19 protein-coding genes and 5 tRNA genes are annotated in these 24,828 nt (G+C 62.5%); all 24 read right to left on the bottom strand.

Going from position 1 to position 24,828, the window contains the following annotated elements:
- Positions 1–20 precede the first annotated feature (20 nt).
- The 24 genes from fusA to NMB96_RS11130 all read right to left on the bottom strand — a co-directional run bounded on the left by fusA (position 21) and on the right by NMB96_RS11130 (position 24,782).
- Positions 21–2,138, bottom strand: coding sequence for an elongation factor G (gene fusA / locus NMB96_RS11245; protein ID WP_006450630.1), 2,118 nt, complete (start codon positions 2,136–2,138; stop codon positions 21–23).
- Positions 2,139–2,278: 140 nt separating this feature from the next.
- A complete protein-coding gene (rpsG, locus tag NMB96_RS11240) occupies positions 2,279–2,746 on the bottom strand; it encodes a 30S ribosomal protein S7 (RefSeq protein ID WP_006450629.1) in 468 nt (155 codons plus the stop codon).
- A 12-nt stretch (positions 2,747–2,758) separates the two neighbouring features.
- On the bottom strand, positions 2,759–3,133 hold the full coding sequence (rpsL, locus tag NMB96_RS11235) for a 30S ribosomal protein S12 (RefSeq protein ID WP_006450628.1): 375 nt from the start codon (positions 3,131–3,133) through the stop codon (positions 2,759–2,761).
- A 222-nt stretch (positions 3,134–3,355) separates the two neighbouring features.
- The gene (gene rpoC / locus NMB96_RS11230) at positions 3,356–7,573 is read right to left on the bottom strand and encodes a DNA-directed RNA polymerase subunit beta' (RefSeq protein ID WP_006450627.1); all 4,218 of its coding nucleotides are present in this window, start codon (positions 7,571–7,573) and stop codon (positions 3,356–3,358) included.
- Between the two features lie 100 nt (positions 7,574–7,673).
- Positions 7,674–11,825 (bottom strand): DNA-directed RNA polymerase subunit beta, encoded by a 4,152-nt coding sequence (gene rpoB / locus NMB96_RS11225; protein ID WP_006450626.1) that lies wholly within the window; start codon positions 11,823–11,825, stop codon positions 7,674–7,676.
- A 294-nt stretch (positions 11,826–12,119) separates the two neighbouring features.
- The gene (rplL, locus tag NMB96_RS11220) at positions 12,120–12,485 is read right to left on the bottom strand and encodes a 50S ribosomal protein L7/L12 (protein ID WP_006450625.1); all 366 of its coding nucleotides are present in this window, start codon (positions 12,483–12,485) and stop codon (positions 12,120–12,122) included.
- A 54-nt stretch (positions 12,486–12,539) separates the two neighbouring features.
- A complete protein-coding gene (gene rplJ / locus NMB96_RS11215; RefSeq protein ID WP_016900680.1) occupies positions 12,540–13,073 on the bottom strand; it encodes a 50S ribosomal protein L10 in 534 nt (177 codons plus the stop codon).
- A 549-nt stretch (positions 13,074–13,622) separates the two neighbouring features.
- Positions 13,623–14,321 (bottom strand): 50S ribosomal protein L1, encoded by a 699-nt coding sequence (rplA, locus tag NMB96_RS11210; protein ID WP_255086891.1) that lies wholly within the window; start codon positions 14,319–14,321, stop codon positions 13,623–13,625.
- 3 nt (positions 14,322–14,324) lie between these two features.
- Positions 14,325–14,753 (bottom strand): 50S ribosomal protein L11, encoded by a 429-nt coding sequence (gene rplK, locus NMB96_RS11205; RefSeq protein ID WP_023902817.1) that lies wholly within the window; start codon positions 14,751–14,753, stop codon positions 14,325–14,327.
- A gap of 198 nt (positions 14,754–14,951) precedes the next feature.
- On the bottom strand, positions 14,952–15,509 hold the full coding sequence (gene nusG / locus NMB96_RS11200) for a transcription termination/antitermination protein NusG (RefSeq protein WP_023902816.1): 558 nt from the start codon (positions 15,507–15,509) through the stop codon (positions 14,952–14,954).
- 13 nt (positions 15,510–15,522) lie between these two features.
- Positions 15,523–15,933: a preprotein translocase subunit SecE gene (gene secE, locus NMB96_RS11195; protein WP_006450619.1), complete on the bottom strand. Its 411-nt coding sequence runs from the start codon at positions 15,931–15,933 to the stop codon at positions 15,523–15,525.
- A 49-nt stretch (positions 15,934–15,982) separates the two neighbouring features.
- Positions 15,983–16,058: transfer RNA gene (locus NMB96_RS11190), tRNA-Trp, on the bottom strand.
- Between the two features lie 106 nt (positions 16,059–16,164).
- Positions 16,165–17,355 carry an elongation factor Tu gene (tuf, locus tag NMB96_RS11185; protein ID WP_108350190.1) on the bottom strand — a complete coding sequence of 397 codons (1,191 nt, stop codon included), beginning with the start codon at positions 17,353–17,355 and terminating at the stop codon, positions 16,165–16,167.
- 46 nt (positions 17,356–17,401) lie between these two features.
- Positions 17,402–17,477: transfer RNA gene (locus tag NMB96_RS11180), tRNA-Thr, on the bottom strand.
- 33 nt (positions 17,478–17,510) lie between these two features.
- Positions 17,511–17,584 (bottom strand) — tRNA-Gly (locus NMB96_RS11175).
- Between the two features lie 29 nt (positions 17,585–17,613).
- Positions 17,614–17,699, bottom strand: a tRNA-Tyr gene (locus NMB96_RS11170).
- 153 nt (positions 17,700–17,852) lie between these two features.
- Positions 17,853–18,944 (bottom strand): redox-regulated ATPase YchF, encoded by a 1,092-nt coding sequence (gene ychF / locus NMB96_RS11165; protein WP_043888972.1) that lies wholly within the window; start codon positions 18,942–18,944, stop codon positions 17,853–17,855.
- Positions 18,945–19,018: 74 nt separating this feature from the next.
- On the bottom strand, positions 19,019–19,603 hold the full coding sequence (gene pth / locus NMB96_RS11160; protein ID WP_023902814.1) for an aminoacyl-tRNA hydrolase: 585 nt from the start codon (positions 19,601–19,603) through the stop codon (positions 19,019–19,021).
- Positions 19,604–19,653: 50 nt separating this feature from the next.
- Positions 19,654–20,289, bottom strand: coding sequence for a 50S ribosomal protein L25/general stress protein Ctc (locus NMB96_RS11155; protein WP_023902813.1), 636 nt, complete (start codon positions 20,287–20,289; stop codon positions 19,654–19,656).
- Positions 20,290–20,399: 110 nt separating this feature from the next.
- On the bottom strand, positions 20,400–21,359 hold the full coding sequence (locus NMB96_RS11150; protein WP_006450614.1) for a ribose-phosphate diphosphokinase: 960 nt from the start codon (positions 21,357–21,359) through the stop codon (positions 20,400–20,402).
- 132 nt (positions 21,360–21,491) lie between these two features.
- A tRNA-Gln gene (locus NMB96_RS11145) sits at positions 21,492–21,568 on the bottom strand.
- Positions 21,569–21,571: 3 nt separating this feature from the next.
- Positions 21,572–22,459 carry a 4-(cytidine 5'-diphospho)-2-C-methyl-D-erythritol kinase gene (gene ispE, locus NMB96_RS11140; protein WP_023902812.1) on the bottom strand — a complete coding sequence of 296 codons (888 nt, stop codon included), beginning with the start codon at positions 22,457–22,459 and terminating at the stop codon, positions 21,572–21,574.
- Complete coding sequence (lolB, locus tag NMB96_RS11135) at positions 22,441–23,097, bottom strand: lipoprotein insertase outer membrane protein LolB (protein WP_023902811.1); 657 nt, start codon at positions 23,095–23,097, stop codon at positions 22,441–22,443. Before lolB ends, ispE begins: the two co-directional genes overlap by 19 nt.
- A complete protein-coding gene (locus tag NMB96_RS11130) occupies positions 23,094–24,782 on the bottom strand; it encodes a tetratricopeptide repeat protein (protein WP_043888971.1) in 1,689 nt (562 codons plus the stop codon). The genes lolB and NMB96_RS11130 overlap by 4 nt, the downstream gene beginning before the upstream one ends.
- Positions 24,783–24,828 lie beyond the last annotated feature (46 nt).

The raw sequence follows: 24,828 nt of genomic DNA, 5'->3' as shown, positions 1-24,828 counted from the left end.
TTTGAAGCGGCTGAGCGAACTCAGCCCTTCTTGGTGACAGCGTCGGCGATGTTGGTCGGCGCTTCTTCGTAATGGTCGAATTCCATCGAGAACGTTGCGCGACCCTGGCTCATCGAGCGCAGCGAAGTCGCGTAACCGAACATCTCACCCAGCGGAATCATCGCATTGATGATCTTGCCCGACGGGCTGTCGTCCTGACCCTGCAACACGCCACGGCGGCGGCTCACGTCGCCCATCACGTCGCCCAGGTAATCCTCCGGGCTGACGATCTCGACCTTCATGATCGGCTCAAGCAACACCGGGCTGGCTTTCGCAAAGCCCTGCTTGAACGCCATCGACGCGGCCAGCTTGAACGCCATTTCCGAGGAGTCGACGTCATGGTACGAGCCGAACACGAGCTTGACCTTGACACCCACCACCGGGAAGCCGGCGATCGGACCACTGGTGATCGTTTCGCGCAGACCCTTTTCGACCGAGGGGATGAATTCCTTCGGAATGATGCCGCCGGTGATGTCATTGATGAAGAGGAAATCGTCTTTGACGTTGTCGTTCTTGCGATCTTCTTCGGTCATCGGCGACAGCTCGATCACCACGTGACCGTACTGACCCTTACCACCGGACTGCTTGGCATGCTTGTAATCGGACTTGACGTCGGTCTTGCGGATCGTTTCGCGATACGCAACCTGCGGCTTGCCAACGTTGGCCTCGACATTGAACTCGCGACGCATGCGGTCGACGATGATGTCTAGGTGCAACTCGCCCATGCCGGAGATGATGGTCTGGCCGGATTCTTCGTCCGTCTTGACGCGGAACGAGGGATCTTCCTGCGCCAGACGACCCAGCGCCGTACCCATCTTTTCCTGGTCCGACTTGGTCTTCGGCTCCACCGCCATCGAGATCACCGGCTCCGGGAAAATCATGCGCTCCAGGGTGATGATCTTGTCCTGCGCACACAGCGTATCGCCGGTGGTGACGTCCTTCAGACCCACGGCTGCGGCGATGTCACCAGCGCGCACTTCCTTGATCTCTTCGCGATTGTTGGAGTGCATCTGCAGGATGCGGCCCACGCGCTCTTTCTTCGACTTGACCGGGTTATAGACCTGGTCGCCGGAGTTCAGCGTGCCCGAATAGACACGGAAGAACGTCAGCGAGCCCACGAACGGGTCGGTCATGATCTTGAACGCCAACGCCGAGAACGGCGCGGTATCGGTCGCCGGACGGGTGTCTTCCTTCTCGTCTTCGTCGATGCCCTGGACCGGCGGACGGTCGGCCGGCGACGGCAACAGGTGCACGACGCCGTCGAGCATGGCCTGCACGCCCTTGTTCTTGAACGCCGAGCCACAGAACACCGGCACGATCTCGACCTTCAGGGTGCGCTCGCGCAGACCCACCAGGATCTCTTCTTCGGTCAGGTCGCCTTCGTTGAGGTACTTGTCCATCAGGTCTTCGCTGGCTTCTGCAGCCGCTTCGACCATGAACGAACGCGCCTCGGTCGCAATCTCGACCAGATCGGCCGGGATGTCACCGTATTCGAAGGTAGTGCCCTGCGAGGCAACATCCCAATGGATCGCCTTCATCTTCAACAGGTCGACCACGCCCTCGAAACCGTCTTCAGCACCGATCGGTACCTGCATCGGCACGGCGTAGGCTCCCAGACGGGCCTTCAGCTGCTCGACGACCTTGTCGAAGTTGGCACCGGTACGGTCCATCTTGTTGACGAAGGCCATGCGCGGCACGGAATACTTGTTGGCCTGGCGCCACACGGTTTCGGACTGCGGCTGCACGCCACCCACGGCACACAGCACGAACACCGCACCGTCGAGCACGCGCAAGGAGCGCTCCACTTCGATGGTGAAGTCGACGTGCCCGGGGGTGTCGATGATGTTGAGGCGATGCTGCGGCATGGACTTGTCCATACCCGACCAGAACGCGGTGGTGGCAGCGGAGGTGATGGTGATACCACGCTCCTGCTCCTGCTCCATCCAGTCCATCACCGCAGCGCCGTCATGGACTTCGCCGATCTTGTGACTGACGCCGGTGTAAAACAGGATGCGCTCGGAGGTGGTGGTCTTGCCGGCATCGATATGAGCCATGATGCCGAAGTTGCGGTAACGCTCGATAGGGGTGGTGCGGGCCACGGGGAGCCTCTCAATTTCTTGGATTTCGGATGGCCGAACGCCGCCTTTCGGCGGCCTTCGGATTTAGATGCGACGCTAATCGCGCGTCGCAAACAGCACTCAGATGGTGCTGAAGGGCCCCGTTACCAAGGCCCACGAGGTCACCAGCGGTAGTGTGCGAACGCCTTGTTCGCCTCCGCCATACGGTGCGTCTCTTCGCGCTTCTTGATCGCGCCGCCACGGCTTTCCGAGGCGTCCAGCAGTTCTGCAGCTAGCTTGCGCGGCATGGTGTTCTCGCCACGCTTGCGCGCGGAATCGATCAACCAGCGCATTGCCAGCGCCGTGCGACGGGAGGAGCGCACTTCGACGGGCACCTGATAGGTAGCACCACCGACGCGACGCGATTTAACTTCGACAGCCGGGGCCACGTTGTCCAGTGCTTTCTGCACCAGCTCGACGGCATTCGGATTCTTTTCGCCAATGACGTCCATCGCGCCATAGACAATTTTCTCAGCAACCGACTTCTTGCCACTTTGCATCACCATATTGATGAAGCGGGCAATGGTTTCGCTGCCATGCTTTGGATCAGGCAGGACGGTGCGCTGCGGAGTAGAACCTTTACGGGACATTGGAGTATTTCCTTAGCTCTTCGGGCGCTTGGCGCCGTACTTGGAACGACCTTGACGGCGCTTTGCGACGCCGGCGGCGTCCAGCGAACCACGGACGGTGTGATAACGCACACCGGGAAGATCCTTGACGCGGCCACCGCGAATCAGGACCACGGAGTGCTCCTGCAGGTTGTGACCTTCACCACCGATGTAGCTGATGATCTCTTCCTGGTTCGTCAGGCGCACTTTGGCAACCTTACGCAGGGCCGAGTTCGGCTTCTTCGGGGTAGTGGTGTAGACGCGTGTGCAGACGCCGCGGCGCTGCGGACACTTGTCCAGTGCCGGGGAGGCACTCTTGTAGGTGGTCGCTTGCCGAGGCTTGCGGACCAGCTGATTGATCGTCGTCATCAGTTGATTCTTCTGATTGAGAGGCCGAGACGGCCTTGCACGAAAACAAAGGCAGGCCGAAAAACGGCCCGCCGAGACAGGGAAGTATAGCTGGCAGGACGAAACTCCGTCAACTTCACGGAAATCTAACCCTGCTGGCCCATCCAAAGGCCGGAAAACGGAGGGCCTCCTGCCCTCCTTTTCGCTTGGCTTACGGCGATCTTGCGACCGCCGTCGGAGCGCTTACTCCTCGTCCGCGCCAGCGTCGGCCACCGTGGCGACCGGTTCGGCCACTGCCGGCTTGCCCGACAGCGTTTCCATTTCCGAGTCGGTCAGACCCGAAGACTTGCGACGTCCGGCATGGTAAGCCAGACCGGTACCGGCCGGGATCAGACGACCCACGATCACGTTTTCCTTCAGACCGCGCAGGTTGTCGCGGGTACCGCGCACGGCAGCCTCGGTCAACACGCGGGTGGTCTCCTGGAACGAAGCCGCCGAGATGAACGACTCGGTGGCCAGCGAGGCCTTGGTGATACCCAGCAGCACCGGATCGTACTTGGCCGGCAATTCATTGCGCTTGACCAGGCGGACATTTTCCTCGATGACGCGCTGGCGCTCGACCTGCTCGCCGTTGAGGAACTTGCTGGTGCCCTGATCGGTGATCTCGACCTTACGCAACATCTGGCGAGTGATCACCTCGATGTGCTTGTCGTTGATCTTCACGCCCTGCAGGCGATACACGTCCTGGATTTCCTTGACCAGATACGCCGCCAGCGGCTCGACACCCAGCAGACGCAGGATGTCCTGCGGGCTCGGCTCGCCGTCCACCACGGTCTCGCCCTTGGTCACGTGCTCGCCTTCGAACACGATGATCTGGCGGTACTTCGGGATCAGCTCTTCGTGTTCCGAACCATCGGTGTCCTTGATGATCAGGCGCTGCTTGCCCTTGGTGTCCTTGCCGAAGCTGATGATGCCCGAGCGCTCGGCCAGGATCGCCGGATCCTTCGGCTTGCGGGCTTCGAACAGATCGGCAACGCGCGGCAGACCACCGGTGATGTCGCGGGTCTTGGACGCTTCCTGCGGGATCTTGGCGACCACGTCGCCCACGCCGACGGCGGCGCCGTCCTGCAGGTTGACGATGGAGCGCGGCGGCAACAGGTACTGGGCCGGCAGATCCGTGTTCGGGATCGTCAGATCATTGCCCTTGCCATCGACGATGCGCACGATCGGGCGCAGTTCCTTGGCGTGTGCACCGCGACGCTTCGGGTCGGTGATTTCGCGCGAGGCCAGACCGGTCAGTTCGTCGGTCTTCTCGATGACGGTGACGCCGTCGACGAAGTCGATGAAGCGGATGAAACCGGCCACTTCCGACACGATCGGGTGGTTATGCGGATCCCAGTTGGCAACGCCCTGCCCGGCCTTGACCGCATCGCCGTCTTTGGCGGTGATGGTGGCGCCATACGGCAGCTTGTAACGCTCGCGCTCGCGGCCATGGCCATCGAGCACGGACAGTTCGCCCGAACGCGAGACCGCAACCAACGCGCCACTGGCGTGCGCCACCGACTTGAGGTTGTTGAACTTCACCGAACCGGTGGTCTTGACGGTGATGTTGTCCACCGCAGCCGCACGCGATGCCGCGCCACCGATGTGGAACGTACGCATGGTCAGCTGGGTACCCGGCTCACCGATGGACTGTGCGGCAATGACGCCGACCGCTTCACCGATGTTGACCTGGTGACCGCGTGCAAGATCGCGACCGTAGCAACGTGCGCACACGCCGAACGAGGACTCGCAGCTGATGGTCGAACGCACCTTCACCGACTGCACGCTTGCCTCTTCCAACTTGGCAACCCAGGCTTCGTCGAGCAGCGTGTTGCGGGTGACGATCGGTTCTTCGTCGTTGCCCGGCAAGTACACGTCCTCGGCCACCACACGGCCCAGCACGCGCTCCTTCAACGGCTCCACCACATCGCCGCCTTCCACGATCGGGGTCATGATCAACCCTTCGGTGGTGCCGCAGTCGACTTCGGTGATGACCACGTCCTGCGCCACGTCGACCAGACGACGGGTCAGGTAACCCGAGTTGGCGGTCTTCAGCGCGGTATCGGCCAGACCCTTACGGGCACCGTGGGTGGAGTTGAAGTACTCCTGCACGTTCAGGCCTTCGCGGAAGTTCGCCTTGATCGGCGTCTCGATGATCGAGCCATCCGGACGCGCCATCAGGCCGCGCATACCGGCCAGCTGACGGATCTGCGCCTGGCTACCACGCGCACCGGAGTCGGCCATGATGTACAGCGAGTTCATCGACTTCTGGTCGATGGTCTCGCCCTTGGCGTTTTCGACCTTCTCGGTACCGATGGTGTCCATCATCGCCTTGGCGATGCGCTCGCTGGTGCGCGACCAGATGTCCACGACCTTGTTGTAACGCTCGCCGGCGGTGACCAGACCGGACTGGTACTGCTCCTGGATTTCCAGCACTTCGGCTTCTGCCTCGGTGAGGATGCCCTTCTTCTCGTCCGGGATCAGCATGTCGTCGATGCCGATCGACACGCCTGCACGGGTGGCGTAGGCATAGCCGGTGTACATCAGCTTGTCGGCGAACACGACGGTGTCCTTCAAGCCCAGCAGACGGTAGCTGGAATTGATCAGACGCGAGATGTTTTTCTTGGTCATCTCGGTGTTGGCCAGCTGGAACGGCAGGCCTTCGGGCAGGATTTCGCTCAGCAGGGCACGACCGACCGTGGTGTCCACAATCGAGGTACCGCTGGTGCGCTTTCCATCGACCGCATCCACGTCCACCTGGGTGATACGGACCTTGACCTTGGCGTGCAGTTCCACCACGCGGTTGTCGTAGGCGCGCTTCACTTCGCTGGTGTTGGCGAACACCATGCCCTCGCCCTTCTTGTTCTCCAGGGCGCGGCTCATGTAGTACAGGCCCAACACCACGTCCTGCGACGGCACGATGATCGGCTCGCCGTTGGCCGGCGACAGGATGTTGTTGGTGGACATCATCAGCGCACGCGCTTCCAGCTGGGCTTCCAGCGAGAGCGGCACGTGGACGGCCATCTGGTCGCCGTCGAAGTCGGCGTTGAAGGCGGTACAGACCAGCGGATGCAGCTGGATGGCCTTGCCTTCGATCAACACCGGCTCGAACGCCTGGATGCCCAGACGGTGCAGGGTCGGTGCGCGGTTCAACAGCACCGGATGCTCGCGGATCACTTCTTCCAGGATGTCCCAGACTTCAGCTTCTTCGCGCTCGACCAGCTTCTTGGCGGCCTTGATGGTGGTGGCCAGGCCGCGACGCTGCAGCTTGGCGAACACGAACGGCTTGAACAGCTCCAGCGCCATCTTCTTCGGCAGGCCGCACTGGTGCAGCTTGAGGTACGGACCGACGGTGATGACCGAACGACCGGAGTAGTCCACGCGCTTGCCGAGCAGGTTCTGACGGAACCGGCCCTGCTTGCCCTTGATCATGTCGGCCAGCGACTTCAGCGGACGCTTGTTGGTGCCGGTGATGGCACGGCCGCGACGGCCGTTGTCCAGCAGCGCATCGACCGATTCCTGCAGCATGCGCTTTTCGTTGCGCACGATGATGTCCGGCGCATTGAGCTCGAGCAGACGACGCAGACGGTTGTTGCGGTTGATCACGCGGCGGTAAAGATCGTTCAGATCCGAGGTCGCGAAGCGGCCACCATCCAGCGGCACCAGCGGACGCAGGTCCGGCGGCAGCACCGGCAGCACGGTCATGACCATCCACTCCGGACGGTTGCCCGATTCCAGGAAGGCTTCGATCAGCTTGATGCGCTTGGTCAGACGCTTGAGCTTGGTTTCCGAACCGGTGCTGGCGATTTCTTCCCGCAGACGGGTCATTTCGGACTGCAGCTCGATCGTGCGCAGCAGTTCGTACACGGCCTCGGCGCCCATGGCGGCGTCGAAGTCGTCGTTGTACTCCTGGCGAGCGGTCAGGTACTGCTCTTCGGTCAGCAGCTGGCGGCGCTCGAGCGGGGTCAGGCCCGGCTCGGTGACCACGTAGGCTTCGAAGTACAGCACGCGCTCGATGTCGCGCAGGGTCATGTCCAGCATCAAACCGATGCGCGAGGGCAGCGACTTGAGGAACCAGATATGCGCGACCGGCGAAGCCAGATCGATGTGACCCATACGCTCACGACGCACCTTGGCCAGGGTGACTTCGGTGCCGCACTTTTCGCAGACCACGCCACGGTGCTTCATGCGCTTGTACTTGCCGCACAGGCACTCGTAATCCTTGATCGGGCCGAAAATGGCGGCGCAGAACAGGCCGTCACGCTCCGGCTTGAAGGTACGGTAGTTGATGGTTTCGGGCTTCTTCACTTCGCCGTAGGACCACGAACGGATCAGGTCAGGCGAGGCCAGCGCGATCTTGATCGCGTCGAAATCCAGCGTCTGGCGCTGTTGATTGAAGAGGTTGAGCAGGTCTTTCATTGGATATCTCCGGGTCGGAGGAATTTCGTATCTGAGATGAAACCGAGGGCATTACGTTCCGGATCCAGGCACCGCATTACGGCGCCTGGATCCAGCTCGATCACTCTTCCAGTTCCATGTTGATCGCCAGCGAGCGGATTTCCTTCACCAACACGTTGAAGGATTCCGGCATGCCCGCGACCATCTCGTGCTCACCATCGACGATGTTCTTGTACATCTGGTTGCGGCCCTGCACGTCGTCGGACTTCACCGTCAGCATTTCCTGCAGGGTGTAGGCCGCGCCGTAGGCTTCCAGCGCCCAGACTTCCATCTCACCGAAGCGCTGACCACCGAACTGCGCCTTACCGCCCAGCGGCTGCTGGGTGACGAGCGAGTACGGGCCAGTCGAACGTGCATGCATCTTGTCGTCGACCAAGTGGTTCAACTTCAGGTAGTGCATGTAGCCGACCGTGGTCTTGCGATCGAATGCTTCGCCGGTACGACCGTCGTACAACTGGGTCTGACCGCTCTGCGGCAGTTCGGCCAGTTCCAGCATGCGCTTGATTTCCGCTTCGCTGGCGCCGTCGAACACCGGGGTGGCCATCGGCACACCGTCGATCAGGTTCTTGCCCAGGTTGAGCAATTCCTCATCGCTGAACTGCGACAGATCCACGCGCTGTGCATTGATCGCGCTGTCGTGGTTGTAGATGTCGTCCAGGAACTTGCGCAGCTCGCTGACCGCCGCCTGGGCTTCCAGCATGCGCTGGATCTTGCGACCCAGGCCCTTGGCGGCCCAGCCCAGATGCACTTCCAGAATCTGGCCGATGTTCATACGCGACGGCACGCCGAGCGGGTTCAGCACGATGTCGACCGGCTCGCCGGTGGCCATGTACGGCATGTCCTCGACCGGCACGACGTTGGAGACCACACCCTTGTTGCCGTGGCGGCCTGCCATCTTGTCACCCGGCTGGATGCGGCGCTTCACTGCCAGGAACACCTTGACCATCTTCAGCACGCCCGGTGCGAGGTCGTCGCCCTGGGTGATCTTGCCGCGCTTGTCGGCGAAGCGTGCTTCGAATTCCTTCTCGTGCGCCTGGATCTGCTTCTGCGCGCGCTCGATGGCATCGGCTGCGTCTTCGTCCTTCATGCGCAGCTGGAACCAATCGGACTTCTTCAGCCCGTCCAGATACGCGTCGGTGACGTTGTCGCCCTTCTTCAGGTTCGGACCGCCATTGGCGACCTTGCCCACGATCTGCGAGCGCAGACGTGCGTAGATGGCCGCTTCCAGGATACGGAACTGGTCGTCGAAGTCCTTCTTGACGCGCTTGATTTCGGACTCTTCGATCTGACGCGCACGCTTGTCCTTCTCGATGCCGTCGCGGGTGAAGACCTGCACGTCGATGACGGTGCCGTCCATGCCCGGGGGCACGCGCAGCGAGCTGTCCTTCACGTCGGACGCCTTCTCACCGAAGATCGCACGCAGCAGCTTTTCTTCCGGAGTCAGCTGGCTTTCGCCCTTCGGCGTGACCTTGCCGACCATGATGTCGCCGGCGCGCACTTCCGCACCGATGTACACCACGCCGCTTTCGTCCAGACGGTTCAGGGCCTGCTCGGACACGTTCGGGATGTCGGCGGAAATTTCCTCCGGCCCCAGCTTGGTGTCGCGCGCAACGCAGGTCAGTTCTTCGATGTGGATCGTGGTGTAACGATCCTCTTCCACCACGCGCTCGGAGAGCAGGATGGAGTCTTCGAAGTTGTAGCCGTTCCACGGCATGAAGGCGATCAGCATGTTCTGACCCAGGGCCAGCTCACCGATGTCGGTGGACGGGCCGTCGGCCAGCACGTCGCCGCGCGCGATCACGTCACCCACGTTCACCAGCGGACGCTGGTTGATGCAGGTGTTCTGGTTGGAGCGGGTGTACTTGATCAGGTTGTAGATATCCACGCCGGCATCGGTGCCGCCGCCAATTTCTGCCTCGTTGACCTTGACCACGATACGGGCTGCGTCGATCTGCTCGATCACGCCACCACGCAGCGCATTCACGGTTACGCCCGAGTCGCGCGCAACCGCACGCTCGATACCGGTACCGACCAGGGGCTTTTGCGAACGCAGCGTCGGCACGGCCTGGCGCTGCATGTTGGCGCCCATCAGTGCACGGTTGGCGTCATCGTGTTCCAGGAACGGAACCAGCGCCGCGGCGACCGACACGGTCTGCATCGGCGAGACGTCCATGAAGTGCACTTCGGCCGGCGGCTTCAGCAGCGACTCGCCCTGGAACCGGCACGGCACGAACTGTTCGGTGAGCATGTTCTTGGCATCGGTCAGCGCGTTCGCCTGGGCGATCACGTACTCGTTTTCTTCGATCGCCGACAGGTACTCGACGTCGTCGGAGACCTTACCGTCCAGCACCTTGCGGTACGGGGTTTCAAGGAAGCCGTACTGGTTGGTACGGGCAAACACGGCCAGCGAGTTGATCAGGCCGATGTTCGGGCCTTCCGGTGTTTCGATGGTGCAGACGCGGCCGTAATGGGTCGGATGCACGTCGCGCACTTCGAAGCCGGCGCGCTCGCGGGTCAGACCGCCCGGGCCCAGTGCGGAGACGCGACGCTTGTGCGTCACTTCCGACAGCGGGTTGTTCTGATCCATGAACTGCGACAGCTGCGAGGAGCCGAAGAATTCCTTGATCGCAGCAGCCACCGGCTTGGCGTTGATCAGTTCCTGCGGGGTCAGACCTTCGGATTCGGCCATCGACAGGCGCTCCTTGACCGCGCGCTCGACGCGGACCAGGCCCACGCGGAACACGTTCTCGGCCATTTCGCCGACCGAACGCACGCGACGGTTGCCCAGGTGATCGATGTCATCGACCACGCCGCGACCGTTGCGGATCTCGGTGAGCACTTTGAGCACTTCCAGGATGTCGGAGGTGTCGGTGTGCTCGGCGACCAGGCGCTTGGACTCTTCGTCGTTACGCTCGGCAAAGTACTTCTTGTCGTACAGCACCGACTCGCCAAGAACTTCCTTGCGGCCGACGCGACGGTTGAACTTCATCCGGCCGACCGTGGACAGGTCGTAGCGCTCGAAGGTGAAGAACAGGTTGTGGAACAGGTTCTGTGCGGCTTCCTTGGTCGGCGGCTCGCCCGGACGCATCATGCGGTAGATCTCGACCAGCGCTTCCAGCTGGGTCTTGGTCGGATCGATACGCAGGGTGTTGGACAGGTACGGACCACGATCCAGATCGTTCACCCACAGGGTGCCGACCGCATCGACGCCGGCCTTGCGGAACGCAGCCAGTTGGTCTTCGGTGATCTCGTCGTTGGCATTGGCCAGCAGTTCGCCGGTCGAGCTATCGACCACGTCGTGCGACAGGATGCGCGTGACCAGATAATCGTCCGGCACGGCCAGCGCGGCGACGCCGGCGGCTTCGAGCTGCTTGACGTGACGCGCGGTGATGCGCTTGCCCGCTTCCACGATGACCTTGTCGCCATCGGCCAGGTCGAAGTTCAGCGTTTCGCCACGCAGACGCTCCGGCACCAGCTCCAGCTGCACGCCTTCGTCCGGATTGATGTGGAAGGTGTTGATCTCGAAGAACTCGGCCAACATCTCTTCGTTGTTGTAGCCAAGCGCACGCAGCAGGATCGACACCGGCAGCTTGCGACGACGGTCGATACGGGTGAACAGCGCATCCTTCGGGTCGAACTCGAAGTCCAGCCAGGAGCCGCGGTACGGAATGATGCGGGCGCTGTAGAGCAGCTTGCCCGAACTGTGGGTCTTGCCACGGTCGTGGTCGAAGAACACACCCGGCGAGCGGTGCAGCTGCGAGACGATCACGCGCTCGGTGCCGTTGACGATGAAGGTACCGTTGTCGGTCATCAGCGGGATTTCGCCCAGATAGACCTCCTGCTCCTTCACGTACTTGATGGCCTTGGTCGACGACTCGCGGTCGTAGATCACCAGGCGCACGGTCACGCGCAGCGGCGCGCCGTAGCTCATGCCACGCTGACGGCATTCACGCTCGTCAAACACCGGCTGACCCAGCTTGTAACCGACGTATTCCAACGCGGCGTTGCCGCTGTAGCTGGAAATCGGGAACACCGACTTCAGCGCTGCGTGCAGACCGAGGTCCTTGCGCTTGTTCTGCTCCACGTCTTCCTGCAGGAATTCGCGGTAGGAGTCCACCTGGATCGCAAGCAGGAACGGCACTTCGAGAATCGAGCGCTGCTTACCGAAATCCTTGCGGATACGCTTTTTTTCGGTGAACGAATAAGACGTCATGAGGTCTTCCACCCTAGGTTGCGGGGGCAGCGTCGCCGCGGCCCTGAAATAACAAAATTGTCAGTTGGAAGTCGCTGGTATTGCCGGCACCAGCACGCCTTCTCTTGCTACTTCCAACTACCAACTCGGTGAAGCGGAGATTGGGATGACCAGATTGGGGATGGCGAAGATTGCCTTCGCATCCCGAATGCCGACTCTCAAATCCCGGCTTTCCATCAACGGCCAAAGGCCGGGAGCTTTACGCTCCCAGCCTTCAGTGCATCACCCTGAAACGCTGGCGATGCAAGATGCTGCTTACTTGACTTCGACGGTCGCGCCGGCTTCGGTCAGTTCCTTCTTGATCTTCTCGGCTTCGTCCTTGGTTGCGCCTTCCTTCAGGATGCCACCGGCTTCGGTCAGATCCTTGGCTTCCTTCAGACCCAGGCCGGTCACGGCGCGGACGGCCTTGATGACGCCGACCTTGTTGGCGCCGCAGCTGACCAGCACCACGTTGAATTCGGTCTGCTCTTCAACCACGGCAGCCGGGCCAGCTGCAGCAGCAGCGACCGGAGCGGCGGCGGAGACGCCGAACTTCTCTTCGATGGCCTTGACCAGCTCCATCACTTCCATCAGGGACTTCTCGGCGATAGCTTCGACGATCTGTTCGTTGGTAAGGGACATTGTGATTACCTTTAAATAATTTTCTGGATTGGGGTTCTAGCAAACGCTAGGACATCAAGCTTCGGCAGTCTCGGCGACCGGCGCGGCGGCTTCGTCGCCACCACCCTGCTTGTCGCCAACGGCCTTGACGGCACGGGCGAACATGGCAGCCGGTTCGGACAGCACGCGGGCCAGCATGGCCAGGGCCTGATCGCGGGTCGGCAGCGATGCCAACACGTCGACGTGACCAGCCGGGAACAGTTCCCCGCCGATGGACACGACCTTGGCCTGCAACTTGTCGTTGCCCTTGGCGAATTCCTTGATCAGGCGACCGGCAGCGCCGGGCTCCTCCATCGAAAACGCATACAGCAAAGGACCGACCAGCTTGTCAGCGACGACAGCGAAATCAGTACCTTCAACGGCGCGCGCGGCCAGGGTGTTCTTGACAACTTTCAAGAACACACCGGTTTCGCGGGCCTGCTTGCGCATCGCGGTCATCTGGGAGACCGTGATGCCAGCGTATTCGGCGGCGATCAAGGAGTGGGCCTTGGCGGCGATGTCTGCCAGCTCGGCGACTACTTCTTGCTTCTGAGACAGATTGAGAGCCATTGCACTCCTCCGTTAAAGCCGTGATTCGGGATTAGCGATTCGGGATTCGTCAGAGCTGATGAAGCCGCTTCTGCCAATCCCCAATGCCGAATCTCCAATCCCCGCTTCAAACTACTCCGCTCGCGGCTCCTGCCGGTTGCGGTCCAGGGCAGCCTCCATCCTGGAAGCCGGGAACATCGACCGATGTTCCTTTGGTGGCCTTTCTAGACCTGGAGTGGGCTCGATCCGGGATGTCCCAGACGCGCGTAAACCAGAAAGCTCCAGAAGGGCGACACCATCTACGCCGGCCGGCTCATACGAACCTGATTAAGCGACCCCGCTGCATCGACGGCGACTCCTTGCCAGTGTGAGCATCCCTGCCCGTCGTCGATCTGCGCTGACCGCGCCTGCGGTCTTTGACGGCTACCGCCGGACATGCCGGCGATCGCCTTCAAAATGTCCGTTACCCCAAAGGAGGGAACGGACTCCCAGCACACGGTGACCCGGGCCGGAAAAACAATGCTGTACTCCATCGATGGGTCAGGCCCATGACAGGCCTGACCCATCGGATCACTTCAGCGCAAGGCTGGACTGATCAACCGTGACGCCAGGACCCATCGTCGAGCTGACCGACACCTTCTGCAGGTAGGTCCCCTTGGAGGTGGCCGGCTTGGCCTTGATCAGGTCCAGCAGCAGCGCCTGCAGGTTCGACTTCAGCGCTTCGTCATCGAAGCTGGCCTTGCCGATGGTGCAGTGGATGATGCCGGCCTTGTCGGTGCGGTAGCGCACCTGACCCGACTTGGCATTCTTGACGGCTTCACCCGGGTTGGCAGACACGGTGCCGACCTTGGGGTTCGGCATCAGGCCGCGCGGGCCCAACAGCGTGCCGAGCTTACCGACGACGCGCATTGCGTCCGGGGTGGCGATGACCACGTCGTAGCTCAGATCGCCGGCCTGCATCTTCTCGGCCAGGTCGTCCATGCCCACTGCCTCGGCGCCTGCCGCCAGGGCTTCGTCAGCCTTGGCGCCGGCCGGTGCGAACACTGCAACGCGCACGCTCTTGCCGGTACCGGCCGGCAGCACGGTGGAACCGCGCACCTGCTGGTCGGACTTCTTGGCGTCCACACCCAGGCGCACAGCAACGTCGATCGACTCGACGAACTTGGCCTTGGCCACGGTCTTCAGGATCTTGATTGCGTCATCGAAGGCATAGGTCTTGCCCGGAACGACAGCGGCCGCAATGGCCTTAACGCGCTTGCTCTGTGCCATGTCTTAGCCCTCCACCGTCAAACCCATGCTGCGGGCAGAACCCGCAATCGTACGCACTGCCGCTTCCAGCTCGGCCGCCGTCAAATCGGCTTCCTTGACCTTGGCGATCTCTTCCAGCTGCTTGCGCGTCACCTTGCCCACCTTGTCGGTGTTGGGGCGCTTGGAGCCGGAGGTCACGCCTGCGGCCTTCTTGAGCAGCACGCTGGCCGGAGTGCTCTTGGTGACGAACGTGAAGGTACGGTCGGAATACGCGGTGATGATCACCGGCGTCGGCAGACCCGGCTCCAGCTTGGAGGTCGCTGCATTGAACGCCTTGCAGAACTCCATGATGTTCAGACCGCGCTGACCCAGCGCAGGGCCCACCGGCGGCGCAGGGTTGGCCTGACCGGCCTTGACCTGCAACTTGATATACGAAAGTATTTTCTTAGCCATTTCGACACTCTCCGGGTGCTAGCGCCTTGACGACAGGCTCCCCATCGGACCGGGAAATCACGTGTCCCGGCTTCACGTTTCTGGTAACACGCAGATGGCTGCCATACGGCAGCCATTACTTCCCGGCGGTTCGCTAGGTGAGCGAGCCGCGAACTATAGCAGCAATTGTTGCGGGTGCCTAGGCAGCACCCGACTGGGTCAGCCCTTCTCGACCTGACCGAACTCGAGCTCGACCGGCGTGGAGCGACCAAAGATGAGCACGGCAACCCGCAACCGGCTCTTCTCGTAATTGACTTCTTCAACAACGCCATTGAAGTCGTTGAACGGGCCATCGGTGACGCGCACCATCTGACCCGGCTCAAACAACACCTTCGGACGCGGCTTCTCGACACCGTCCTGCACACGCTGCAGGATTGCATCCGCCTCTTCGTCGCGAATCGGCAACGGGCGGTCGGCCGTGCCACCAATGAAACCCATCACTTTGGAAGTTTCCTTCACCAAGTGCCAGCTTTCATTGTCGATACGCGGGATACCGGCTTCTTCGTGCGTCTCGATCTGCACCAGCACATAGCCGGGGAAGAACTTGCGCTCGGACCGACGCTTCTGGCCGGCGCGCATCTCGATGACTTCTTCGGTCGGCACCAGCACGTCACCGAATCGATCTTCCATCTCGGCACGCACGATGCGGTCGCGCAAAGCCTGCGCAACGGATTTTTCAAAGCCTGAATAGGCGTGAACGACATACCAACGCTTCACTGCTTGATTCTCCTCAACGAGCCAGGAACCACTGCGTGAGCTTCTGGATGACGAAATCGAAGCCGCCCAACAGCAAACTCAGAATGATCACAACAACAATCACGACCCAGGTGGTACGGATGGCTTCCTGGCGCGTCGGCCAGACCACCTTGCGCAACTCGAACCTGGATTCGGACATGAATTCACGGGTTTCGCGGCCTTTGCCGGTCCCCAGAAACACAAACGCACCCGCCGCCAACCCAACGATCACAGCCAGCGCGCGCAATTGCGGCGTCCAGGCTCCAAACTGGGTTGCGCGTTCAGGCGCAGAAAACCAGAACCACACAAACAACCCCGCAATCACCAGGAGCGCGGAGAGGACGTATTTCACGATATCAGCGCTGGCAGCAGACGCGCTTTTGGAAGGCTCGATTTTGCTATTCATCCGGCTCTAGTTACCGATCTGACCCGAATTACTGGGCCGGAAAGAGGAGTGGCACGCCAGGAGGGACTCGAACCCCCAACCTGCGGTTTTGGAGACCGCTGCTCTGCCAATTGAGCTACTGGCGTATGTACTCGTTTACCGCAAACCCTAAGACAACGAAGGCGGACCGAGGTTCAGCCGGCCCGCCATTCGTTTGAATCCAGCCGCCGCGAGGCGACTGGATGCAGGCACTTACTTGATGATCTTGGCAACCACGCCGGCGCCGACGGTACGGCCACCTTCACGAATCGCGAAGCGCAGACCTTCGTCCATCGCGACCGGGTTGATCAGGGTCACGACCATCTTCACGTTGTCGCCCGGCATCACCATCTCCACGCCTTCCGGCAGCTGGCAGGCGCCAGTGATGTCGGTGGTGCGGAAGTAGAACTGCGGACGGTAGCCCTTGAAGAACGGGGTATGACGACCACCCTCATCCTTGGACAGCACGTAGACTTCGGCTTCGAACTCGGTGTGCGGCTTGATCGAACCCGGCTTGCACAGCACCTGGCCGCGCTCCACGTCGTCACGCTTGGTGCCGCGCAGCAGCAGACCGGCGTTGTCGCCTGCCTGACCCTGGTCCAGCAACTTGCGGAACATTTCCACGCCGGTGACGGTGGTCTTCTGCGTGTCGCGGATACCGACGATTTCGATTTCGTCGCCGACCTTGATGATGCCACGCTCGATACGACCGGTCACCACGGTGCCACGACCCGAGATCGAGAACACGTCTTCGACCGGCATCAGGAACGGACGGTCAACGTCGCGGGTCGGATCCGGGATGAAGGTATCCAGGGCTTCGACCAGCTTCAGGATCGCCGGCACACCGATTTCGCTCTGATCGCCGTCAAGCGCCAGACGGGCCGAACCGTGGATGATCGGAGTGTCGTCGCCCGGGAAGTCGTACTTGCTCAGGAGCTCACGCACTTCCATCTCGACCAGCTCAAGCAGCTCGGCGTCGTCGACCATGTCGGCCTTGTTCAGGAACACGACGATGTGCGGCACACCGACCTGACGCGAGAGCAGGATGTGCTCACGGGTCTGCGGCATCGGGCCGTCGGCAGCCGAACACACCAGGATCGCGCCATCCATCTGCGCTGCACCGGTGATCATGTTCTTGACGTAGTCGGCGTGGCCGGGGCAGTCGACGTGCGCGTAATGGCGAACTGCGGACTCATATTCAACGTGCGCGGTCGAGATCGTGATACCACGCGCCTTCTCTTCCGGCGCTGCGTCGATCGCGTCGTACGCCTTGAACTCGCCACCGAAACGCTCGGCACCGATCTTGGTCAGCGCAGCGGTCAACGTGGTCTTGCCATGGTCGACGTGACCGATGGTGCCGACGTTAACGTGCAGCTTTTCGCGAAGAAATTTAGCTTTTGCCATGGGTGCGTGTCTCGGTAATCGTTTGGAGTTGAAGACGATTGAGTAATGGTGCTCACGAAAGGAATCGAACCTTCGACCTCCTCCTTACCAAGGAGGTGCTCTACCGACTGAGCTACGTGAGCGAGTTTTGTATTATGCCATGCATTTACGTTCAATGGAGCGGGAGACGGGAATCGAACCCGCACCATCAGCTTGGAAGGCTGAGGTTCTACCGTTGAACTACTCCCGCGCCGGGAACTGCAAGACACAACATGAAACTGGTGGAGGGAGGTGGATTCGAACCACCGAAGGCGTAAGCCAGCAGATTTACAGTCTGCCCCCGTTGGCCGCTTGGGTATCCCTCCAGCTTTTACTACCGGACCGGGGCGCGATGAAGCGATTCGGTTCGGGGTGAAGCAGCCCGCTATTTTGTTGTGGGAGACAAGCAGTGTCAACAAAAATTTCGCGCTATTTGTCACGCCTGAATGTGCGCAGCCATGCCGGCCGCGCGCACCCGCTCAGACGTTGAAGCGGAAGTGCAGCACATCGCCTTCCTTGACGCGATATTCCTTGCCTTCCAGCCGCAGACGACCCGCATCGCGCGCGCCGGTTTCGCCCCGGTACTTGATGAAGTCGTCGAAACCGATCGTCTCGGCGCGGATGAAGCCCTTCTCGAAATCGGTATGGATCACCGCTGCCGCCTGCGGCGCAGTGGAGCCGGCCTTGACCGTCCACGCGCGCACTTCCTTGACGCCTGCGGTGAAGTAGGTCTGCAGGCCAAGCAACTTGTAGGCCGCGCGAATGACGCGATTCAAGCCCGGCTCGGCCAAGCCCAGGTCGGCCAGGAAGGTGTCGCGATCTTCGTCGTCGAGCTGCGACAGCTCTTCTTCGATCGCTGCCGAGACCGGCACCACTTCGGCACCTTCGGTCACTGCATGCGCACGCACCGCATCCAGGTGCGGGTTGTTCTCGAAACCGTCTTCGAGCACGTTGGCGATGTACATCACCGGCTTGAGCGTGAGCAGGAACAGATCGCGCACCAGCGCTTTTTCTTCCTCGTCCAGCCCAGCGGCGCGCCCGGCTTTGCCATCGGCCAATGCGGCCTGCAACTTGGCCAGCACCGGCTTGCGTGCCGCTGCATCCTTGTCGCCGCCCTTCGCACTGCGCTCGGCACGGTTGAGCGCCTTTTCCACGCTATCCAGATCGGCCAATGCCAGCTCGGTATCGATGGTTTCGATATCGGCGATCGGGTCGACCTTGTTGTTCACATGGATGACATCGTCATTCTCGAAGCAACGCACCACGTGGGTGATCGCATCGACTTCGCGGATATGCGCCAGGAACTTGTTGCCCAGACCTTCGCCGCTCGCCGCACCGGCGACCAGGCCGGCGATATCGACGAACTCGACCGCAGTCGGGATCAGCTTTTGCGGCTTGACGATCTCAGCCAGCTGGTTCAGTCGCAGATCCGGCACCGGCACGATGCCGACGTTCGGCTCGATGGTGCAGAACGGGAAATTGGCCGCAGCGATGCCGGCCTTGGTCAGCGCATTGAACAGGGTCGACTTGCCGACGTTGGGCAGGCCGACGATGCCGCATTTGATACCCATGGTGCACGTCCGGGATTTGGGATTCGGGATTGGAGATTCGCAATGCCGCATGGCCGCAAATCCCCAATCCCCAATCACGCGTCCTTACTGGTATGCAGCCGCTTCATCGCCTCGTTGAAATTACCTTCCATTGCCAGCGGCAGCACATCGATGGCAGCGTCCACTGCCGCGCCGATCGCCGCATCGTCGTCGCGCCCTGCCCGTCCCAGCACCCATGGCACCACGCGATCCTTGTGACCGGGATGACCAATGCCGACACGCAAGCGGTGAAATTTGCCGTGCCCCAGCAGGCGGATGGTATCGCGCAGACCGTTCTGGCCGCCGTGGCCACCATCGAACTTGAGCCGCGCAGTGCCCGGCGCCAGATCCAGTTCGTCGTGTGCAACGAGCAGCTGTTCCGGCTCGATCTTCCAGAACCGCAACGCGGCGGTGATCGATTTGCCGCTGAGATTCATGAAGGTGGCCGGCTTGAGCAGCCAGACCGGTTGACCGGCGATCTCGACCTTTGCGGTCTCGCCGAACAACTTGGCATCCAGCCCCCAGCGCGCGCCATGGCGCTCGACGAGGGCATCGACGAAACGAAACCCGGCGTTGTGCCGGGTTTGCGCGTGTTCCGGACCGGGATTCCCGAGTCCCACAATCAGGCGGAGTGCAGACATGCCAGTCACCGCAGCCGATCCCCGCGCAGTGCGAGGGATCGGCCGACGGATTACTTGGTCTCGGCGCCTTCGCTACCTTCTTCACCGGCAGCGTCTTCTTCTTCGATGCGCACGTGCTTGGCAGCAACCACCGCCACGTCGTGTTCCTTGCCCAGCTTCAGCTCCGGAATTTCCACACCGGCCGGCAGCTTGATCTCGGACAGATGGATCACGTTGCCAACTTCCAGGGCGCCGAGGTCCACTTCGATGAACTCCGGCAGATCCTTCGGCAGGCAGACGACCTGAACTTCGTTCAGTTCGTGGGTCACGACCACTTCGCTGGACTTACCGGCCGGCGAGGTTGCTTCGTTGACGAAGTGCAGCGGCACAGCAGCGCTGAGCTTCTCGTTGGCGCTGACGCGCTGGAAGTCGATGTGGATGATCAGCTGCTTGAACGGATGGCGCTGCATGTCACGCAGCAGGACCTGCTGCACGTCGCCATTGAGGTTCAGGTCGAGGATCGACGAGTAGAACCACTCGTTTTGCTGGGCAAGCCAGATCTGCTCGTGGTTGAGCTGGATGCTGACCGGCTCGAGTTCGCCACCGTAGACGATGGCCGGAATGACGCCTGCGTGACGTAGGCGGCGGCTCGCACCCTTCCCCTCGTTCGCGCGGCGCTCGACCTTGATTTCGTGTGTCTTTGCCATTGGATTTACTACCTGGTTTGGAATATCGCCTCGCGGCGATGAAGCGTCTCACCCGCGACCAGGTGAGACGTGGTGCAGGCACCCGGAGAACCGGGCACCGAATGAGAGGATCAGTCGACGTAGAGCGAGCTGACCGACTCGCCGAAGGCGATGCGGCGAATGGTCTCGGCCAGCAGTTCGGCCACGCTCAGCTGACGAATCTTGGCGCAGGTGCGCGCGGCTTCGTTCAACGGAATCGTGTCGGTGACCACCAGCTCGTCGAGCTGCGAATTGTTGATGTTGTCCACCGCCGGGCCGGACAGCACCGGGTGGGTGATGTAGGCCACGACCTTGAGCGCGCCGCGCTGCTTCAGCGCTGCGGCAGCGGCGCACAAGGTACCGGCGGTATCGACCAGATCGTCGACCAGCACGCAGGTCTTGCCCTGCACGTCGCCGATGATGTTCATCACCGTAGCGACATTGGCGCGCGGACGGCGCTTGTCGATGATGGCCAGGTCCGCATCGTCCAGACGCTTGGCGACGGCGCGCGCGCGCACCACACCGCCCACGTCCGGCGAGACCACGATCAGGTTATCGGTGCCGTAAGCGCGCCAGATGTCGGCCAGCAGCAGCGGCGAGGCGTAGACGTTGTCGACCGGAACATCGAAAAAGCCCTGGATCTGGTCGGCATGCAGATCGACCGTCAACACGCGGTCGGCCTCCATCGCGCAGATCATCTTGGCGGCGACCTTGGCGGTGATCGGCACGCGCGAGGAACGCATGCGGCGGTCCTGACGCGAGTAACCGAAGTACGGAATCACCGCAGTGACGGAGGCAGCACTGGCGCGCTTGAGCGCGTCGATCAGCACCAGCAGCTCCATCAGGTTTTCGGCGCTTGGCGCGCAGGTCGGCTGGATGACGAACACTTCCTGCCGGCGCACGCTCTCTTCGATTTCGACCTGCACTTCACCATCGGAAAAGCGCGTGACCAGCGCCTTGCCCATGCGAACGCCAAGCTCCTTGCAGATGCTCTTGGCAAGCGGCTTGTTGGCATTGCCGGAGAACACCAGCAGATTACGTTGGTCTTGCATGAGATCTCTCGGGCGGCGGCGAAGAGCGTGCGGGTCGATGGTGGAGCGGGCCAAAGCCAAATCAACGCCAGGCTTTTTTGTTGAATCCCCGCACATGGATGTGCGGGCTCTTGCAGAGGGACCTGCATAAAATGGCAGGGGCGGTAGGATTCGAACCTACGAATGCCAGGATCAAAACCTGGTGCCTTGGGCCTCTTGGCGACGCCCCTGCATCAAACTTGTCTTGCCTCCAGTGCGTCGAGCAGTGGCGAGTGCGCTGCACCTTCCACGACCCACGCCCTCAGATTGTCCGGCAACTGCGCCAAGGCCTGCTCTGCAGCAGCGCGCGTGGCGAATTCGACGAAACAACCGCTCCCTGACCCGGTCAAACGCGGCATCCCGATCCTGGAAAGCGCCTGGAACACTGCCTCGATGGCGGGTTCACGGCGCCGGAGGACCGGCTCGAACGCATTGTCGAGCAGAGAACCCGAAGCGAAGTCCGCTATTTTCACGGGCGCAGCATCCCGCGTCAATTCCTGTGATTGAAATAAAACAGGTGTGGGCACGTGAATGCCTGGATCGACCAGCACATAGGAGGCTTTCGGGAGGCTGATCGGGGTCAGTTGTTCGCCGATGCCCTCGGCCCAGGCGTTGTGTCCGCGCACGAACACCGGCACGTCGGCGCCAAGGCGCAGGCCTAGCTCGGCCAGAGCATCGACCGGCAAACCCAGTCCCCACAAGGCATTGAGCGCGACCAGCACGGTGGCCGCATCCGACGACCCGCCGCCGAAGCCGCCGCCGGCAGGGATGCGTTTGTCGACCCGGATGTCGGCGCCGGCCTGCGCGCCAGCGCTGGATTGCAGCAGGCGCGCGGCGCGGATCACCAGATCATCGTCCTCGGCCACGCCCGGCAGACTGTCGCCGATGCGCCGGATCATGCCGTCGCTGCGCAGACGAAGATGAATGGTGTCCCCCCAGTCCAGCAGCCGGAACACGGTTTGCAGCAGGTGATAGCCATCGGCGCGACGGCCGACGATCTGCAAAAACAGATTGAGCTTGGCCGGCGCAGGCCACGCCGACCAGCCCGCTTCCAACGCTGACATCAGGGCGAGACCGTCCATTGGTCGATGAGCAGGCGCACCTTGGCTTCGCCGTTGCGGGCTTCGATGCGCTGCGGCAGCTCGGGCTGGCCGGCGCTGGCCGGGGCCCAGGCGAGAAAGTCGATGACCCAACCGTCCTGCTGCACGGTGCGCGGGCGGCCGGCGGCATCCAGATCCACGCGCTCGGCGCCCGCACCGGCGATCCGCAGTGCGCGCACCCAATCGGGCATCTGGTTGACCGGGATGGTCCATCCGGTTGCTTCCAGCAGTACCTGCTCGGCGTCGGCGCCGCTGCGAGGGCCGCCTTCCAGGCCTTCCAAACGCCCGGCGCCGGTGGTGGTGTCGCCGGTGAGCACCCAGCTCTGCCGGGTCACCGGCGCGCTGAGCTGCACGCGATAGCGCGGGCCGTCCTGCTGCCAGTCGATGCGGCCGCTGCCGCCATTGCTGCCCTTGCTGATCGCCACCCGGCCCTGGAACGACCAGTTCGGGTGCGCCTGCAACCAGGCCTGACGTGCGGCTTCGGCCTGACGCGCGCCATCGGAGACCTGCTCGACCACGGCCGCACCACTGCCCTGCCCGCGCGGCACGCTCACGCAGCCGGACAAGCCTGCGAGCACCAGCCCGCTCAGGGCCAGCGTGCGGACTACCCCCCCCCTCATAGCCCGAACTTTTCCGCGGCGCGTTGCAGCGCGCGGTTGTCGGGATCGAGACGGCGCGCTTCATCGAAATAGCGCTGTGCCTCGTCCTGCTTGCCGCTGACCCACAGCACTTCGCCGACATGCGCGGCGATTTCCGGGTCCTTGACCAGCGCCCAGGCGCGGCGCAGCTGCACCAGGGCTTCCTTGAGGCGGCCCATGCGGTACAGCACCCAGCCGTAGCTGTCGACGATGGCCGGGTTGTCCGGATCGGCAGTGCGGGCGCGGTCGATCAGCGCCAGCGCTTCCTTGTAACGGGTGGTGCGGTCAGCCAGGGTGTAGCCCAGCGCGTTGAGCGCCCCGACATTTTCCGGCTCGGCCACCAGAATCTTGCGTAGATCGGCCTCGGCGCGCGGGACGTCGTCGCGACGTTCCCAGGCCAGGCCGCGGGCATACAGCAGCGCACCGTCGTCCGGATACGCAGCCAGGCCGCGCTCGAAAGCATCCAGTTCGCCCGGTGCATCGCCGGCACGTTGGTGCAGCTCGGCTTCGAGCACATAGGCGTCGCGACGTGCATCATCGTCGGCGCTGGCATCGCCCTGCAGCGCGCGGGCTTCGGCAAGCGCCTCGGGCTTGCGGCCCAATTCGTACAGTGCGCTGGCCGCGCGCAGACGCGCTTCGCTCAGCTGCGGGCCGCCGGGCACGCCGCGATACCACTCCACTGCCTCGTCGTAACGCTTGAGGAACTCGGCGATCTTGCCGAGCAGCAAGCGACGGTCCGGATCGGGCTTGGTGGCGTTGCGCTTGAGCTCGCCGTACAGCGCCTCCAGCGAGGTGCGGTCCTTTTCCTTGGCGAGCATGGAGGCACGCAGCCCGTAGGTCTGGGTGTCCTGCGGACCGGTCGAGAGCACCCGCGCAGCCGCCTCGGTCTGGCCCATGGCGTCGTAGGCGAATGCCAGCGCACCACGCAGTTCGGAGTCCTTCACCGCCTGCGGCTCGATGTTCTTCAGCAGCGCCAGCGCTTCGTCGTTCTTGCCTTCCTGCTGCAGCTGGGTGGCGTGCAACAAGGCCACGCGCGGCTCTTCGGGGAAGCGGCGCACTACTTCGTCGACGATGCGCTTGGCCAGCGCCGGGCGCTCCATGCGCAGGGCGAGGCGGCCGAATTCCTGCCAGGCTTCGATCTGATTGGGGATGGCGCCAGCCTTGACCAGGTCTTCGAGCGCGTCGGCCGAGGCTTCCGGCTCGCGCCCGCCGTTGGCCAGGGCGATCAGCGCGAAGCGCCAGCCGCGCGGGTCGGGCTCCTTGAGCAGGCCAAGCAGATCGCGGCGTGCGGTGCGCAGGTCGTTGCGGCGCAGGGCCAGCGAGGCTTCGGTGCTGCGCATGGCCATCGACGACGGCGCGCGCGCGCGCCACAGCGCCAGGGCTTCGACCGCGCGGGCATCGTCGTTGGCCAGCATGGCGATGCGGGCGGCGCGTTCGGCCAGCCCGGCGTCGCCGGCTTCGGCCTTGGCCGCGTCCAGATAGGCGCGGGCGGCATCGTCCAACTGCCCGGCCTGCAAGGCGAATTCACCGGCGAGCACGGGTTCCAGCGACGTGGTGCCGGCGCTGCTGGTCGGCGGCGTGGGCGGAGCTTTTTTGGGTGCTGCAATGGCGTTGGCAGAGACTGCTACCAGCAAAAGAACACTCAGGATGCGAATCGGTACAGGCATCGGGGGCAACCGGGCCGTAAAATGGGGCCCTGAATGGCCGCCAGCT

This window comes from Xanthomonas hortorum (genome assembly GCF_024339125.1).
Lineage (GTDB): Bacteria > Pseudomonadota > Gammaproteobacteria > Xanthomonadales > Xanthomonadaceae > Xanthomonas > Xanthomonas hortorum.
The sequence above is the reverse complement of the archived record's forward strand: the minus strand, read 5'-3'. Positions and strand labels throughout refer to the sequence as shown.